The organism is Kitasatospora sp. NPDC032757 (assembly GCF_055579305.1).
This window is the reverse complement of record NZ_JBVINN010000001.1, coordinates 20,964-33,515: the sequence shown is the minus strand read 5'-3', so window position 1 is coordinate 33,515 and position 12,552 is coordinate 20,964. Positions and strand designations below refer to the sequence as shown.

General features: G+C 71.1%; 18 protein-coding genes and 2 pseudogenes. 13 read left to right on the top strand and 7 right to left on the bottom strand.

Translation table 11 applies throughout. The annotated features are described in order from the left end of the window. The first annotated feature begins 182 nt into the window (after positions 1 to 182). From ACZ5WK_RS00200 to ACZ5WK_RS00180, 5 genes are all read left to right on the top strand, one after another. Positions 183 to 545, top strand: coding sequence for a hypothetical protein (locus ACZ5WK_RS00200; protein WP_465543378.1), 363 nt, complete (start codon positions 183 to 185; stop codon positions 543 to 545). A gap of 235 nt (positions 546 to 780) precedes the next feature. Continuing rightward, positions 781 to 1,653, top strand: coding sequence for a heavy metal-binding domain-containing protein (locus ACZ5WK_RS00195; RefSeq protein WP_465543376.1), 873 nt, complete (start codon positions 781 to 783; stop codon positions 1,651 to 1,653). A 1-nt stretch (position 1,654) separates the two neighbouring features. Then, entirely contained in the window at positions 1,655 to 2,518 is an 864-nt protein-coding gene (locus ACZ5WK_RS00190) for a heavy metal-binding domain-containing protein (RefSeq protein ID WP_465543374.1), read from the top strand. Positions 2,519 to 2,531: 13 nt separating this feature from the next. Beyond that, positions 2,532 to 2,915: a hypothetical protein gene (locus tag ACZ5WK_RS00185; RefSeq protein WP_465543372.1), complete on the top strand. Its 384-nt coding sequence runs from the start codon at positions 2,532 to 2,534 to the stop codon at positions 2,913 to 2,915. A gap of 216 nt (positions 2,916 to 3,131) precedes the next feature. Beyond that, a complete protein-coding gene (locus ACZ5WK_RS00180) occupies positions 3,132 to 3,449 on the top strand; it encodes a hypothetical protein (protein WP_465543370.1) in 318 nt (105 codons plus the stop codon). Between the two features lie 144 nt (positions 3,450 to 3,593). On the opposite strand, the gene ACZ5WK_RS00175 is transcribed toward ACZ5WK_RS00180, so the two are convergent. Both ACZ5WK_RS00175 and ACZ5WK_RS00170 read right to left on the bottom strand, forming a co-directional pair. Then, positions 3,594 to 3,806: a DUF397 domain-containing protein gene (locus tag ACZ5WK_RS00175; RefSeq protein WP_465543368.1), complete on the bottom strand. Its 213-nt coding sequence runs from the start codon at positions 3,804 to 3,806 to the stop codon at positions 3,594 to 3,596. Beyond that, the gene (locus ACZ5WK_RS00170) at positions 3,803 to 4,639 is read right to left on the bottom strand and encodes a helix-turn-helix domain-containing protein (protein WP_465543366.1); all 837 of its coding nucleotides are present in this window, start codon (positions 4,637 to 4,639) and stop codon (positions 3,803 to 3,805) included. The genes ACZ5WK_RS00175 and ACZ5WK_RS00170 overlap by 4 nt, the downstream gene beginning before the upstream one ends. Positions 4,640 to 4,751: 112 nt before the next feature. On the opposite strand from ACZ5WK_RS00170, the gene ACZ5WK_RS00165 reads away from it, so the two are divergent. The 5 genes from ACZ5WK_RS00165 to ACZ5WK_RS00145 all read left to right on the top strand — a co-directional run bounded on the left by ACZ5WK_RS00165 (position 4,752) and on the right by ACZ5WK_RS00145 (position 6,381). After that, positions 4,752 to 4,955, top strand: a complete 204-nt coding sequence (locus tag ACZ5WK_RS00165) for a hypothetical protein (protein WP_465543364.1) — start codon at positions 4,752 to 4,754, stop codon at positions 4,953 to 4,955. After that, the gene (locus tag ACZ5WK_RS00160; RefSeq protein WP_465543362.1) at positions 4,955 to 5,092 is read left to right on the top strand and encodes a hypothetical protein; all 138 of its coding nucleotides are present in this window, start codon (positions 4,955 to 4,957) and stop codon (positions 5,090 to 5,092) included. The genes ACZ5WK_RS00165 and ACZ5WK_RS00160 overlap by 1 nt, the downstream gene beginning before the upstream one ends. Positions 5,093 to 5,191: 99 nt before the next feature. Beyond that, positions 5,192 to 5,326 carry a hypothetical protein gene (locus ACZ5WK_RS00155; RefSeq protein ID WP_465543360.1) on the top strand — a complete coding sequence of 45 codons (135 nt, stop codon included), beginning with the start codon at positions 5,192 to 5,194 and terminating at the stop codon, positions 5,324 to 5,326. After that, entirely contained in the window at positions 5,310 to 5,798 is a 489-nt protein-coding gene (locus ACZ5WK_RS00150) for an NUDIX domain-containing protein (protein ID WP_465543358.1), read from the top strand. Before ACZ5WK_RS00155 ends, ACZ5WK_RS00150 begins: the two co-directional genes overlap by 17 nt. A gap of 154 nt (positions 5,799 to 5,952) precedes the next feature. After that, positions 5,953 to 6,381 (top strand): VOC family protein, encoded by a 429-nt coding sequence (locus ACZ5WK_RS00145; protein WP_465543356.1) that lies wholly within the window; start codon positions 5,953 to 5,955, stop codon positions 6,379 to 6,381. A gap of 28 nt (positions 6,382 to 6,409) precedes the next feature. Here the strand turns inward: ACZ5WK_RS00145 and ACZ5WK_RS00140 are convergent. Then, positions 6,410 to 6,775, bottom strand: a pseudogene (locus tag ACZ5WK_RS00140) (transposase); the annotation flags it as partial. A gap of 72 nt (positions 6,776 to 6,847) precedes the next feature. Next, complete coding sequence (locus ACZ5WK_RS00135) at positions 6,848 to 7,243, bottom strand: hypothetical protein (protein ID WP_465543354.1); 396 nt, start codon at positions 7,241 to 7,243, stop codon at positions 6,848 to 6,850. Between the two features lie 355 nt (positions 7,244 to 7,598). On the opposite strand from ACZ5WK_RS00135, the gene ACZ5WK_RS00130 reads away from it, so the two are divergent. Further along, a complete protein-coding gene (locus ACZ5WK_RS00130) occupies positions 7,599 to 8,468 on the top strand; it encodes a nuclease (protein ID WP_465543352.1) in 870 nt (289 codons plus the stop codon). A gap of 287 nt (positions 8,469 to 8,755) precedes the next feature. Here ACZ5WK_RS00130 and ACZ5WK_RS00125 read toward each other — a convergent pair. Further along, positions 8,756 to 9,405, bottom strand: a pseudogene (locus ACZ5WK_RS00125) (response regulator transcription factor). Between the two features lie 119 nt (positions 9,406 to 9,524). Beyond that, positions 9,525 to 9,965, bottom strand: coding sequence for a hypothetical protein (locus tag ACZ5WK_RS00120; RefSeq protein WP_465544367.1), 441 nt, complete (start codon positions 9,963 to 9,965; stop codon positions 9,525 to 9,527). A gap of 20 nt (positions 9,966 to 9,985) precedes the next feature. Between ACZ5WK_RS00120 and ACZ5WK_RS00115 the strand changes: the two genes are divergently transcribed. After that, a complete protein-coding gene (locus ACZ5WK_RS00115) occupies positions 9,986 to 10,507 on the top strand; it encodes a DinB family protein (RefSeq protein ID WP_465543350.1) in 522 nt (173 codons plus the stop codon). 131 nt (positions 10,508 to 10,638) lie between these two features. Here ACZ5WK_RS00115 and ACZ5WK_RS00110 read toward each other — a convergent pair whose 3' ends face one another. Continuing rightward, complete coding sequence (locus ACZ5WK_RS00110) at positions 10,639 to 11,574, bottom strand: oxidoreductase (RefSeq protein ID WP_396321087.1); 936 nt, start codon at positions 11,572 to 11,574, stop codon at positions 10,639 to 10,641. 104 nt (positions 11,575 to 11,678) lie between these two features. Here ACZ5WK_RS00110 and ACZ5WK_RS00105 point away from each other — a divergent pair, with 104 nt between their 5' ends. Next, on the top strand, positions 11,679 to 12,410 hold the full coding sequence (locus ACZ5WK_RS00105; RefSeq protein ID WP_465544319.1) for a TetR family transcriptional regulator: 732 nt from the start codon (positions 11,679 to 11,681) through the stop codon (positions 12,408 to 12,410). Positions 12,411 to 12,552: the final 142 nt, after the last annotated feature.

Here is a 12,552-nt window from a genome sequence, read left to right as displayed (position 1 = left end):
GCCCCCACTCTCGGTTCTTGATCAGCAGAGCGTAGTGCCACGGAGGGCGGCGAGCCCGGCCGCCCTCCGTGGGTGACCGCACGGTCCGACGACCACCGCCCGGTCCGACGACCGCGGCACGGTCCGACGACCGCAGCGCCGGGCCCATTGCCCTGAGTGCGGAGGGCCGAAATCATGACGCCATGGCGAAGAAACCCGAACCACAGGCCTTGATCGTCAACAGGGTTCTCCGGGGAAACGGAACGAGCCGCGACATCGAGCAGGCCAAGGCGAACTTCCGGCAGTGGATGGTCAAGGAGTGGGGCGGCAGCGAGTACCGCGCCATCGCCGCCTGCGTGGGTGCGTTGGCCACGGCCTGCGGAAGTGACTGGAGCACCATCGAGGAACGCGACAAGGAAGCCCACATCTGGCTCTTCGGCTTCCTCTGCCCCAGCCCGGACGACATTCATTTCGAGGCCGGCGGCTACCGGGACGAGGTCCTCGTCCAGGGCGGCTTCCACCGGTTCGCGGTCCTCATCCGCAGGGTCCAGGGAATTCCGGAGTGACCGCCGCCCGCCCGCCCCCGGACGACCCGCAGCTCCGTCACACCCTGTCCCACCAGCGGATGTCGGGCAGGTCGGGGGATTCGGCGCCTTCGAAGGGCGCACCCGCCCAACAGCCTGGCCGGGAAGATCCGTTGGAGAGCGTGATCACCACGTCGATGATCCCTCCGATGACATAAGCTGCCGAACGGCGCCGCGATCCGCGCGGTGAGCCGAGAGGTCGATGGCACAGGAGCCGATGACACACCGACGAGACGCCGGCCCGCCGGGACCCACTGCCGACGCGACGTCAGAGCTCCGGGCCGGCAACACCTGGGACTCGGCGCTGTCGTCCGAGGAGTTCGCGGCGATCAAGGGTGCCGGGTTCGATCCGGTCGGGCAGGTACTCGGCACGGCCGTCTTCAACATCGGGTACACCGGCCTCTGGGGCTGCCCCGGCTCGTGGTCGGTCACCGACGGTGCGAAGGTGCCGTCCTCGGCGTGGGCGTCGTCCTACTCGTTGTTGGTGAGGACGATGTACGCGGCGCGCAGGCTGGCGCTGTCCCGCGCGGTCGCCGAGTGCCGCGCGCTCGGCGGCGACGGGATCGTCGGGGTCGAGCTGCGGGTCGAGGAGTTCCCGGCGGGGGGTCTGGAGTTCACCGCGTTGGGCACCGCCGTCCGGGCCCGCTCGCGGATCCGGCCGCGCCTGCCCTTCACCTCGCACCTGAGCGGCCAGGACTTCGCCAAGCTCATACACACCGGATGGGTTCCCACCGGGCTCGCCTTCGGCATCGCCATCGCGATTCGGCACGACGACTGGCGCACCTCCCGCCGGGTCCGCTGGACCACCGGGAACCAGGAGGTCGACGGCTACACCCAGCTGATCAACCACGTCCGCCACGACGCCCGGAACCAGCTGGCCCTCGATGCGGCGAAGCACGGCGGCGACGGTGTGGTGCTGGACGACGTGGAGTTGACGGTGAGCGAGAGCGAGTGCCCCTCGTTCGGGTACTCAGGCGACTTCACCGCGGAGGCGGTCCTCGTCGGCACCTCCATCGCCCGGTTCGGCCGCTCCGGGCGGCCCGCCGGGCCCAGGCCACTGACCATCATGAGACTGGAGCGCGAGCACTGACATGACCGAACGAACGGGGCAGGAACCGGCCGGGGTACCCGCGCAGCCGGCTGCGGAGGGCGTGCCCGAGGACGCGATGCGGCGGCTTGCGCAGCTCCAGCCGGGGGAGAAGGGCTCGCTCTTCACGTCGGACCTGACGGTGAACGAGTTCCTGCTGGTGCGCGAGGCCGGGTTCCGCCCGCTCGGCCTGGTCCTCGGCTCCTCGGTCTACCACGTCGGCATCCAGCTCGGCCGGTGGACGAAGAACCAGGAGCTGACCAAGCTGTCACAGGCCATGTACCACGCGCGCGAGCTGGCGATGAGCCGGATGGAGGCGGAGGCGAGCGCTCTGGGGGCGGACGGGATCGTGGGGGTGCGGCTGGACATAGAGTTCAAGGAGTTCGGCTCGGACATCGCCGAGTTCATCGCGGTCGGCACGGCAGTGAAGGCGGACGGTGCGGACCCGGGAGCGGGCGGGACCTGGCTCAACAACAAGGGCAAGCCGTTCACCTCGGACCTCTCCGGCCAGGATTTCTGGACACTGATCCGCGCCGGATACGCACCCCTGGACATGGTCATGGGGTCGTGCGTCTACCACGTGGCGCACCAGCGCCTCGGCCAGGCGCTGAGCACCACGGGCCGCAACGTCGAGATCGAGCCGTTCACCCAGGCGCTCTACGACGCACGCGAGCTGGCGATGAGCCGCATGCAGGCGGAGGGGAAGGCCCTCGACGCCGAGGGGATCGTGGCGGTCCAGCTGCGGCAGCACTCGCACACCTGGGGGTCGCACACCACCGAGTTCTTCGCCATCGGGACGGCGGTGCGCCCGCTTCGCGACGACCACGTCATCGACCGACCGACCATGGTGCTGAGCCTCGATGCCTGAGATGGAACCTGCGATGGAAGTGGAGCTGCTGGCCGCGGCTCTGCGCCAGGACAGCACGGACCTGAACCTCTACGCCACAGTGCTGTCGGCGAACCTGGCGGACTCGCTGCCGCCCGGCGCCGTGCGGATCAAGCGCAGGCGTTCCGTCACGGAACGGGTGGCCGGGCGCGAGGGTTCGGTCACCGAACTGGACGTCGCGCTCGGGGAGCAGCGGCTCTCGCTCCGGATGGAGCGGGGCCGGGTGGCCGGCGAGATCTGCCACGAGGTGCGGGGCATCGTGCTGTCGCGGCGCCACGTCGGCCTGGACGAGTGGATCGGTGCCCTGGCGCAATCCCTGGCTGACGCTGCGGCGTCGAATGCCCGTGCCCGCGAGGCCATCGAACGCTTCCTGGCCTGACCGTCGCCGACCCGGGGGCGGCGCGGATCGTGGAACGGTCGTGGCGGCCGCCGATCGTCAGCCTCGGGGTGGGGCACATGTCGGTAGCCCGGACGGATCCGGCATGAGAGCCTCACGATCACGGCCACTGAATCCGAGGTAGGCGAGCTGCTGCGCCGGCGCGGCTGGCGGACGGCGTTCACGGTCGCCGAGAGGGCGAACGCGTGGGCGGACCTGGTGAGTTCCGTCGAGCGCGGCTATGACGAGGACATCGACGAGTACACCAACGACCTCTACAGCCGGAACTGGCTCCACGAGGCGTGGCTCCTGCTGGACGAACACGTCGTGCAGCTCTGGACGCCGCGGATCAAGGCCGTGGACGACCGGTACAAGGCCGCGACCTTCGACGACGACGGCCAAGCACTCGACCGGTTCCACAGGCTGCCCGACGCCGACCTGTGGTGGTGGCGGCGACACCCCCGCATCCTCACCGGAGAGCTCGGGCGATCACTCCGTTCGGTCGGCGCCGTCGGCATCGACCCGGACACGGCTTGACCCTCGGCCTGTGGGACTGCGGAACAGGCCTGTCCCGGTCGTTCGCTCTCAGGTCCGCCCGCATCCCCCTCCCCGGTGAGTCGAGATCGGCTCGCCTGGTGGCACAGGAAGTCGGCGAGTCCGACTTCCTGTGCCGCGTTTTGCTCAGTTGGTCCCGAACTCGCCTGCACGGATGGCGGTGACGAAGGACTGCCAGGCGTCGGCGGGGAACAGGAGGGCGGGGCCGTTGGGGTCCTTGGAGTCGCGGACCGGCATGACGTCGAGGTGTCCGGGGGCAACCTCGACGCACTGGCCTCCGTCGGTGCTGTGGGAGGACTTGACCCAGCGGGCCGATGACAGGTCAAGGCTTGAGCTCATGGTGCCAGTTCCTTCCGGATTCTTCTGATCAGGGCCAGGGATTCCGCCTGGGGAGGCGCGTCCACCTGCAGCCGATCGTATCTCCTGCGCCAGAGCACGACACTGGCTCGGTCCCGCTCCAGAAAGCCGCGATGAAGCGTTTCCGTGTAGCCGAGTTGGCTGTGATCGCTGACGGTCAGCAGGGTGACGGCCGACCGGAAGGAGCGGAGGCCTCCCATGCTGAACGGCACGACCTGCAACAGGATGTGGGGCTCCTCCGCCAGCGCTTCAAGGCGATCAAGCTGTTGGGCCAGAACGGCCGGGCCACCGAGCTGCCAGCGGAGCGCGCTCTCATCCAGAGCGGCGTAGATAAGGGGCGGAGGTTTCCGGGACAGCAGCTTCTGCCGGGCCAAGCGGAAGTTGAGCCGCTCGTCGGCCTGGTCTGCAGTGACCTCGCCTCGTTCGACTGCCCCGGCCAACTCGGCTTCGGCGTAGGCCCGGGTCTGGAACAGCCCTGGGATGGCACCGATTTCGAACAGCCTTATCTCCGTGGCCTGCGCTTCGTGCCGAGTGAACTCAGTGAATCCCTCGGCGAGGCCGGCTGAGTTGGAGGCCTGCTGCCACATGAGGGCCAGCGTGCCCTGCGTTCCGAGGGCCAGGTCGGCCGCGCGGGCCAGGCGCAGGGAGGGCTGCTTCGTGGCAAGTTCGGCGAAGGAGATCGTCGAGTAATGGAACCCGGTTCGCTCCGCCAGCTGGGCCTGCGTAAGGCCCGCCGTCTCGCGTGACCTGCGGAGTTGAACACCGAAGGGTGCCCATCGTCCTGCCGATGGATCAAGTTCTTTGCGGTTCGGCATGGTTGCTCCAACTTGGGCAGCCGGAAATTCAAAACCAACTTCGGTTCCGATGCTAGTCGCGACCGGGCCAGGATGGGCACAGAAAGTGAAACTCCAACTGCGGAGGGTTGTCATGAGAACCGCCCGTACCCACCCGTCCACCAAGCTCCACGGCTACGGCATGCGGTGGGACCCTGCCGCCCGCCTCTACCGGGTGCGCAACGAGATGACCGGCGACTGGCTGCTCGACTCTTCCGGCGAACTCGCCGGGTTCCCCACCATCTCCGCCGCCGAATCGGCCTGGCGCGCCTTCGAGCCCCGCCGGCGGGCCGCCTGATGGGGCCGATCCTCAACCGGGCGACCGCCGAGCAGCGCCGCGAGGCCGCCCTGGCCGTCGAGGAACTCCTCGCGGTCCTCGCCCTCGCCGAAGCCACGCTCCCCTCCGTTGAAGTCGCTGGGACTACGGCCGGTTGACCGGCGCCTACCTGATCAACCTCGGATCCGCCCGCACCGCCCAGGTCCTGCGCATCACCGACCTCCTGCGGATGGGCCTGCGCCACGAGCGCCAGGCCGATGCGCACTGAACTCCTCGCCGCCGCCGGCCGGCTCCTCTGGTGGCTGCTCTTCGCCGCCACCCTCATCGCCGGCGTCCACCGCCTCGCATCGCGAACCCCCGAAAGCGAAAACGACCGTGCGCCCCGCCCGTGACCCCCGGCTCCTCGCCAAGCCCCCCGCCTGCCGCCTCGGCGCCCTCGCCCTCCTGCGCAACCCCGCCGGCCACGTCCTCCTCGTCGACCCCGACTACCTGGACGGCCTCATCCTCCCCGGCGGCGCCGCCCTTCCCAACGAATCACCCCACCTCGCCGCCGCCCGCCACCTCCATGCCCAGACCGGCCTCCACCGCCGCCTCACCCAGCTCCTCGCCGTCGACTTCACCCCCGCCGACCGCTACCTGGAGCGCCTCAACCTCGTCTTCGACGGCGGCACCATCACCGACCACGACGCGAAGCGCCTCACCGTCCCACCCCAACGCCGCTCCCACCTCCACGGCGCCCGCTTCGCCGACCCCGCCCACTTTCCCACCCTCATGAGCCCCGCCCAGAACGCACGCGTCCAACAGGCCCTCGCCAACCTCGGCCGCGCCCTCCCCCTCCTCCTCCATGGCCAACGCGCGGCCTGACGAACCGCGATGGGAACACGGCCCCGGCTCCCGGTCCTGTCACAGGGGGCAAAGCCGGACAGGCGGTAGGCGGCGCGAGCCGACCATTCGTCGGCGGTCTCGGCGGTCGTCGTCACCGCTACCGGAGGAGCGGTCCCGCTGCTAGCGTGCACCGATGTCAGCGATCAAGAAGTTCCAAGTCACCTTCGACTGCGCGGAGCCTGAGCGCCTCGGTCGTTTCTGGTGCGAGGTGTTGGGGTACGTCGTAGCGCCGCCACCGGAGGGGTTTGCCACGTGGGACGACTTCAAAGGCTCGCAGCCGGCTGAGCAGCGGGATTCGTGGTTCGCCTGCGTGGATCCCTCAGGAGTGGGCCCGCGGCTGTACTTCCAGCGTGTCCCCGAAGGGAAGGCGGCCAAGAACCGGCTGCATCTTGATGTGCGGGTCGGCACCGGTCTCGTGGGCAAGGAGCGCCTCGCCGCACTTGAGGCCGAATGCGCGCGACTGGTCCCGCTCGGCGCGGTCCACGTGCAAACGCTGTATGACGGAAATGACTCGTGCATTCCGATGCAGGACATCGAGGGAAACGAGTTCTGTATCGACTGAGCGTTCTCCGAGCGGCGGGCGAGGTCTGCAGCCGGGCGATGCCGAGCACGGCCGTGTGAACGGTGTCGCCTTTCGGATGGCAGTCACGAAGGATCTTCCGGGTCTTCATCCGCGCGAGGACGTGCTCGACGCGGGCCCGGCCGTGCTTGTGCTCGCGGTCGTGCCCGGCCTGGCATCGGGCGAGCCGACGGTCCGTCGGCCGGCGGTGCGGGGCGACCAGGCCGGCTCCGGGGTAGCCGCCGTCGGCGACAACAGACCGGGATCTCCTCTCCGGCGGCACGGGTGAGTCAAGGCTCGCGGCTGCCGGGCGCGTCGATCTCTCGGCTGTGCTGCCCCCGGGCGTCCGGGTTTCCGCGTCCGGCCGCCCGGCGGTGAGCCGGGGCGGCCGGAGAATGCGTGTGCTGCCGGGTTGTCAGTCCGCCAGGTGCGGTGAGCCGTACTGGTGGCGGAAAGAAATGCCTGCGTGTCAGCAGGTGGTGAGGCCGTCGATCATCGGCTTGTTCGCGAAGCTGAAGACGAACAGATCCTTGGTCACACCGGGAGCGAGAGTCAGGCAGCCATAGGGGTGGTAGTTGTTGACGCTGTCGTAGATGAGCTTGAAACTCTGGGTCGTCGAACAACCATTGGTCACCTTGGCCCTCCCGTAAACGAGCCGGTAGTCGGCGTTGACGTACGTGACGCAGCTCGGCACGGCCGATCCGGAAACTCCCATATGAAACCGGAATGCAGCGAACCGCTTGGAGGAGTTGCCCAGGTTGAACTCGCCTGGTCGCAGGTGCCGGCGGGTCTTGACCTCTGGGGGGTGGCATCGGGGTGCGGTGGACGCATGGGGGGTGGGTTGATCGTCTCGGCGCAACAGCATCGGAGGCGGGTCGGCTGGAGGCTTCTGAGCGGGCCGGGCGGGGGCGACAGCGCGACCGCGGAGAGCCTCGCCGGCTCGCGGGCGTCCGGCAGCTGCCGGAGCATGTGGTCAGCGTCCCGCCACCCGGGGCCCGGCTCGGCCGGGGCCTCGCCCGGGCCGCCCGGCGCCCGATGTCCGCACTCCGCGGCGGGTGCCGCCCGGGCCGCCACCCGAACGGAGCAGCGTCCGCGCCAAGGCGGACGGTGCGGGAGTCGGCCCGTGGAGGCGTCCGCCCGAGGAGGCGGCCTCTGGGCCGGATTCGCCGGGCGCGTACTCCACCCCGGCAGCCACCCCGACAGAGCAGCAGGGAGTCACCATGTCGATGCTGTTGATCAAGGGCTCGTTCCACGTCTCCGCCAAGGCCAAGCCGGACGGCGACACCATCGCGTTCGTCCCCGACTACGTGGGGGAGTGGAAGCTCGTCCACGGGAACGAGCTCAAACCCGGCCCCGACGGCCACGTCAACGTCCGGCTGGAGGCCATCGACGCCCTGGAGACCCACTACCCGGGCGCCAACAAGCACGACGAGCACCAGCCACCGGCGTTCGCCCACGCCGCCGCCGACGAGCTGCTCGACTGGCTCGGGTTCGTGGACATCCAGCGCCACGCCGACGAAACCGTCAGCGTCACGCCCGACCAGGTGCCCGGCTACATCCTCACCCGCGGCACCGACAGCCTCGGCCGCTGCGTGGCGCTGGTGGGCCGGGGCCGCACTCCGGGCGCCAGCGGCTACGAGATCAACGTGGACGACAAGCTGCTGGCGAGGACCGCCAACTACCACCTGCTGGCGAAGGGGTTAGCGTACCCGACCTTCTACAAGGGCTTCCCCGGTGATCTGCGCCGCATCCTGAAGGACCTCGTCCTCCAGGTGCGCGCCGCCGCGCCCCCCGCCGACGGCCTCTGGTCGCAGGACGTGACGGTCAAGGGCGCGAAGGTCGCCGACATGAACTCGATCACCACGGACGCGGTGATCCTCCCCAAGCTCTTCCGCCGGCTCAAGGACTACCTGGACCTCGGCAACAACGCGCTGGACTGCCTCCCCGCGTTCCTGGCCGGGGCCAACGACGTCTTCACACTCCCCGACGGCACGGAGTGCTCAGGCCTGCACCGCATTCTCGAAATCACCGACGGGCAGACCCTGCGCCTGACCCACCCCGCGGAGGACCTGATCTTCGACGAGAAGTGAGCCGTGAGGTCCGGCCCGTGCTCGCCCGGCGGCGCCCTCGGGACGCACCGGTTCACGAGCAGGACGGGGCGGTCCCCGACGGGGAAGTGCACCCGACCCGACGGGCGGCGGCTTCGGACGGCTCCGCGACGGCCACCCGCGCTCAGTCGCCGAGCCGTCCGGAGCCGCCGAGCCGTCCGGAGCCCGTTGAGCCCCGTCCGGAGCCGCCGGAGTGCCCACCGCCGTTGACCGCCCCGCCGTTGACCGCCCCGCCGTTGCAACCGCCCGCTTCCGCCCGCCCCGACGCGTCACGGCTTGTTCAGGTAGGTGAGGACGGCGCGGACGCGGCGGTTGCGGTCGTCGTCATCGCGGAGGCCGAGTTTGACGAACATCGAGGTGGTGTACTTGCCGATGGCGCTCTCGCTCAGGAAGAGCCGCCGGCCGATGGCCTGGTTGGACAGTCCTTCGGCCATGACGCCGAGCACGGAGTGTTCGCGCGGCGTGAGCCGTTGGAGCCGCCGGTTGGAGGGCCCGGCGGAGAGCAGGGTGGTGATGACGGCCGGGTCCATCGCGGTCCCTCCGGCGGCGACGCACTCCAGCGCACCGATGAACCGATCGCCGTCGAACACGCTCTCCTTGAGGAAGTAGCCGACGCCGCCGGAGTCGTCGGCCAACAGCTCACGGGCGTCGAGCTGTTCGACGTGCTCGGAGAGGATCAGGACGGGCAGCCCGGGTATGCGGTGGTGGGCGGCGAGCGCCCCGCACGCAGGCCCTCGTCCGACTGGGTCGGTGGCATGCGGACGTCGACGACGGCAACGTCCGGACGCCACGTCAGCAGCGCGTCGAGCGTCTCGGGTCCGGTCGTCGCGGTCGCCACCACCTGGTGTCCGTACGCGTCGAGGAGACGGACCATCCCGTTCCGCAGGAGGTAGAAGTCTTCGGCTACGACGATTCGCATGGCAGCACCATGGTGACGCGGGTCGGCCCCGCCTGCCGGGGTCGCGGCGCCGGTTCGTGCCTCCCTCATCAGCGCCCTGGCCCGGTCGGGGTCGGTCTCCATCAGCTTCTCCGCGGTCGTCAGGGAGAGCCCGAGCGCGACCAGGCGGGCCTGTGCCCCGTCGTGCAGGTCCCGCTCGTCCGGCGGATCTCGGCGGCCTGCGCAACCGTGGCGTCGGCTCGCTGGGCGGTGAGTTCGTCCACCCGTTCCGTCAGCAGCATGGCGCGCGACGGGGGCAGGAAGCGGACGGACACCGGGCCGACGGCCCGCCAGGCGTACGGGGCGCCGGCCACGGCGGCGACCAGGCCGAGCGCCCCGACGGCGCGGGCGGAGAGCGTCGGCCCGGACAGTCCGGCGATCGCGGCCGCGACCCGGCCGGCGGGACGGCGGCGACCACCCCGACGGTGACCGGCGCGATCGCGGTGAACCGCAGGTCGGCGCCAGGTCGCCGGATCGGGTGGTGCCGCGTTGAGGTGCCGTCGCCAGGCGGCTGTGGGGGTCCCGTTGATGTCGTCGCGCACGGGTGCCAGACTCGGCGCCCATGAGAGCCCCTGTGCCCGAACCGAGCCGTCAGCTGTCCGATCCGCAGGAACTGCTGCTCGGCTACCTGGACTTCCTCCGCTCGGCCGTCACCGCCAAGATCGAGGGCATGCCCGAGGAGGAGCAGCGTTCCAGCCGGCTGCCCTCGGGCTGGAGCCCGCTGGAACTGCTCAAGCACCTCGTGTTCATGGAACGGCGGTGGCTGCGCTGGATCTTCGAGGGTGAGCCCGTGCCGGAACCGCACGGGGACAAGGACGAGTCCGGGCGCTGGCGCGTCGGCCCGGACGAGACGGCCGCGGAGCTGATCGCAGCCCTGCATGCCGGGGGCGAGCGGACCCGCGCCATCGTCACGGGCGCGGCCCTGGCGGCGGAGAGTGCCGAGGGCGGCCGGTTCTCCGCAGGAGATCAGGAGGTCAGGCCGTCGCTCGGCTGGATCCTCTTCCACGTCATGCAGGAGTACGCGCGGCACGCGGGGCACCTCGACATCGCCCGGGAGCTCGCCGACGGCGTAGCCGGACAGTAGCCCGCCGCGACGTGACGCGACGCGCCTCGACGCCGGTGACCGGCGGCGCCGAGGCGCCCGCCACCGTGGCCCGGCCGCCCCGCCACAGTCGCGCAAAGCCGCCGCGCCGCAGTGCAGGGGTGGCGGCGGCGTCAGGCGGCGGCCGGCAGGCCGTACCGGACGTCCGTCAGCTCCTCCGACAACTCCCAGAGCCGGCGCCCGGTTTCGGGGTCGGCGGCCGAGGGCGACAGCCGCACCCGGGCGGGCCCGCCGCGCAGCTCGGCGAAGCCGTCAGGGCCGATGAACTCGCCGCCCCGGACACCCGGTTCGGTCGCGGCGTAGAGCTGCGGCAGGGCGCCCCGGGCGGGGGTCTGGGCGAGCGGGCGGGCGAGGTGGCCGAAGAGCAGCCGGTACAGGGCGGTCGGCGCGCCGGTCACGATGTTGGTGGCGGCGTAGCCGGGGTGGGCGAGCAGGCTGCGCACGGGGCTGCCCGCGGCGGTGAGCCGGAGGTGCAACTGACGGCCGAAGACGGCGTTGGCCAGCTTGGACTGGTTGTAGAAGGCCATCGGCGCGTACCCGTGCCGGCCGTCGAGGTCGTCGAACCGGATCCGTCCGCGCCGGTGGTTGATCGAGCTCACCGTGACCACCCGCGGGTCGCGTCCCCCGGCCAGCAGGTCGAGCAGCAGGCCGGTGAGGGCGAAGTGGCCGAGGTGGTGCGCGGCGAACTGGAGCTCGTGCCCCTGGGCGCTCAGCGTCCGCGGCGGGGCCATCACGCCGGCGTTGTTGACCAGCACGTCCAGCCGGTCGTGGTCGGCGTGGAGGCCGTGGGCGAAGGTGCGGACTGAGTCGAGGTCGGCCAGGTCTAGCCGGCGCACCTCCAGCCGGGCGGCCGGCTGCTCGACGGTCAGCTCCGCGACCGCCCGGCGCCCCTTCTCCTCGTCGCGGACGGCGAGGACCACGTGGGCGCCCCTGCGGGCCAGGGCCCGGGTGGTGGCGAGGCCGAGGCCGCTGTTGGCCCCGGTGACGACGACGACCCGCCCGGTCTGGTCCGGGATCCGCTCGGCGGTCCAGCGCTGATGCTCTGTCATGCGGCACATGCTGCCCTCCGTGTCACTTGGTGTCAAGGCGTTCCTGAGTGTCACCCAAGGCATCGCGGTACCATGACGCGGTGACCACCCGCCCCGAACTGTCCATGGCCGAGCGCAAGCGGCGGCTCGTCTCCGGCGAGCTGGCCGAGGCCGCGCTGCAACTGCTGGCGGAGAACGGGTTCGACGCCGTCACCATCGACGAGATCGCGGGCGCCGCCGGCGTCTCGAAGCGGACGTTCTTCCGGTACTTCGCCTCCAAGGAGGACGTGGTCGTCCAGGTCCTGGCCGACCTGGGCCCCGAGATGCGCGCCGTGCTGGCCGCCCGGCCGGGCGGGGAGCGGCCCTCCGTCGCGCTGCGGCACGCCGTCTGGGTCTCGCTCGCGGCCTGCGCCGCACGCTCGAACGGCGCCGCCCACGACGGCCGCTCCGGTCACACCGGCCACACCCACGACGACGGCCACACCCACCGCGACGGTCACACCGGCCGCGACGGCCACGCCGCCCCCGCCGGCCAGTCCGGCCAGTCCGGTCACGCCGACCGGGCGCTGCGCGTGGTGCAGCTGATCCTCCGCACGCCCGCCCTGTTGGGGCGGTTCCTGGAACGCCAGGTGCAGTGGCGCGACGAGCTGGCGGCGGAGCTGGCGCACCGCCACGGTCTCGACCCCGTCACCGCGATGTACCCGCGGCTCGCCGCCGGGATGGCGCTGACCGCGTTCGACACAGCGCTGCGCCGCTGGAGCGAGAGCGACGGTGCCGAGGACCCGGCCGTACTGCTCGACGAGGCGTTCGCCGTCGTCGCCCCGGCGCTCGACACCGTCGGGGCTCCCCGGGCATGACGGAGTCCGCCCCGGCGGCACGGCCGGGGCGGACTCGGGTCACGGCCGGGGTCAGGCGTCCGGGATCCACGAGCCGTAGATCATCGCCGGTACCCGGCGCGGCAGGTGGACGGTGGCGACCGGCGGTACGGAGAGGCCGGAG

What these genes read in the sequence shown, in the direction of transcription:
- ACZ5WK_RS00185 (WP_465543372.1), top strand. Translation starts at nt 2,532, where the DNA reads ATGGAAGTGGAGCTGCTGGCCGCGGCTCTGCGCCAGGACAGCACGGAC.
- ACZ5WK_RS00155 (WP_465543360.1), top strand. Translation starts at nt 5,192, where the DNA reads ATGCGCACTGAACTCCTCGCCGCCGCCGGCCGGCTCCTCTGGTGGCTG.
- ACZ5WK_RS00195 (WP_465543376.1), top strand. Translation starts at nt 781, where the DNA reads ATGACACACCGACGAGACGCCGGCCCGCCGGGACCCACTGCCGACGCG.
- ACZ5WK_RS00130 (WP_465543352.1), top strand. Translation starts at nt 7,599, where the DNA reads ATGTCGATGCTGTTGATCAAGGGCTCGTTCCACGTCTCCGCCAAGGCC.
- ACZ5WK_RS00165 (WP_465543364.1), top strand. Translation starts at nt 4,752, where the DNA reads ATGAGAACCGCCCGTACCCACCCGTCCACCAAGCTCCACGGCTACGGC.
- ACZ5WK_RS00200 (WP_465543378.1), top strand. Translation starts at nt 183, where the DNA reads ATGGCGAAGAAACCCGAACCACAGGCCTTGATCGTCAACAGGGTTCTC.
- ACZ5WK_RS00160 (WP_465543362.1), top strand. Translation starts at nt 4,955, where the DNA reads ATGGGGCCGATCCTCAACCGGGCGACCGCCGAGCAGCGCCGCGAGGCC.
- ACZ5WK_RS00190 (WP_465543374.1), top strand. Translation starts at nt 1,655, where the DNA reads ATGACCGAACGAACGGGGCAGGAACCGGCCGGGGTACCCGCGCAGCCG.
- ACZ5WK_RS00115 (WP_465543350.1), top strand. Translation starts at nt 9,986, where the DNA reads ATGAGAGCCCCTGTGCCCGAACCGAGCCGTCAGCTGTCCGATCCGCAG.
- ACZ5WK_RS00175 (WP_465543368.1), bottom strand. Translation starts at nt 3,806, where the DNA reads ATGAGCTCAAGCCTTGACCTGTCATCGGCCCGCTGGGTCAAGTCCTCC.
- ACZ5WK_RS00105 (WP_465544319.1), top strand. Translation starts at nt 11,679, where the DNA reads ATGGCCGAGCGCAAGCGGCGGCTCGTCTCCGGCGAGCTGGCCGAGGCC.
- ACZ5WK_RS00170 (WP_465543366.1), bottom strand. Translation starts at nt 4,639, where the DNA reads ATGCCGAACCGCAAAGAACTTGATCCATCGGCAGGACGATGGGCACCC.
- ACZ5WK_RS00145 (WP_465543356.1), top strand. Translation starts at nt 5,953, where the DNA reads ATGTCAGCGATCAAGAAGTTCCAAGTCACCTTCGACTGCGCGGAGCCT.
- ACZ5WK_RS00135 (WP_465543354.1), bottom strand. Translation starts at nt 7,243, where the DNA reads ATGCTGTTGCGCCGAGACGATCAACCCACCCCCCATGCGTCCACCGCA.
- ACZ5WK_RS00110 (WP_396321087.1), bottom strand. Translation starts at nt 11,574, where the DNA reads ATGACAGAGCATCAGCGCTGGACCGCCGAGCGGATCCCGGACCAGACC.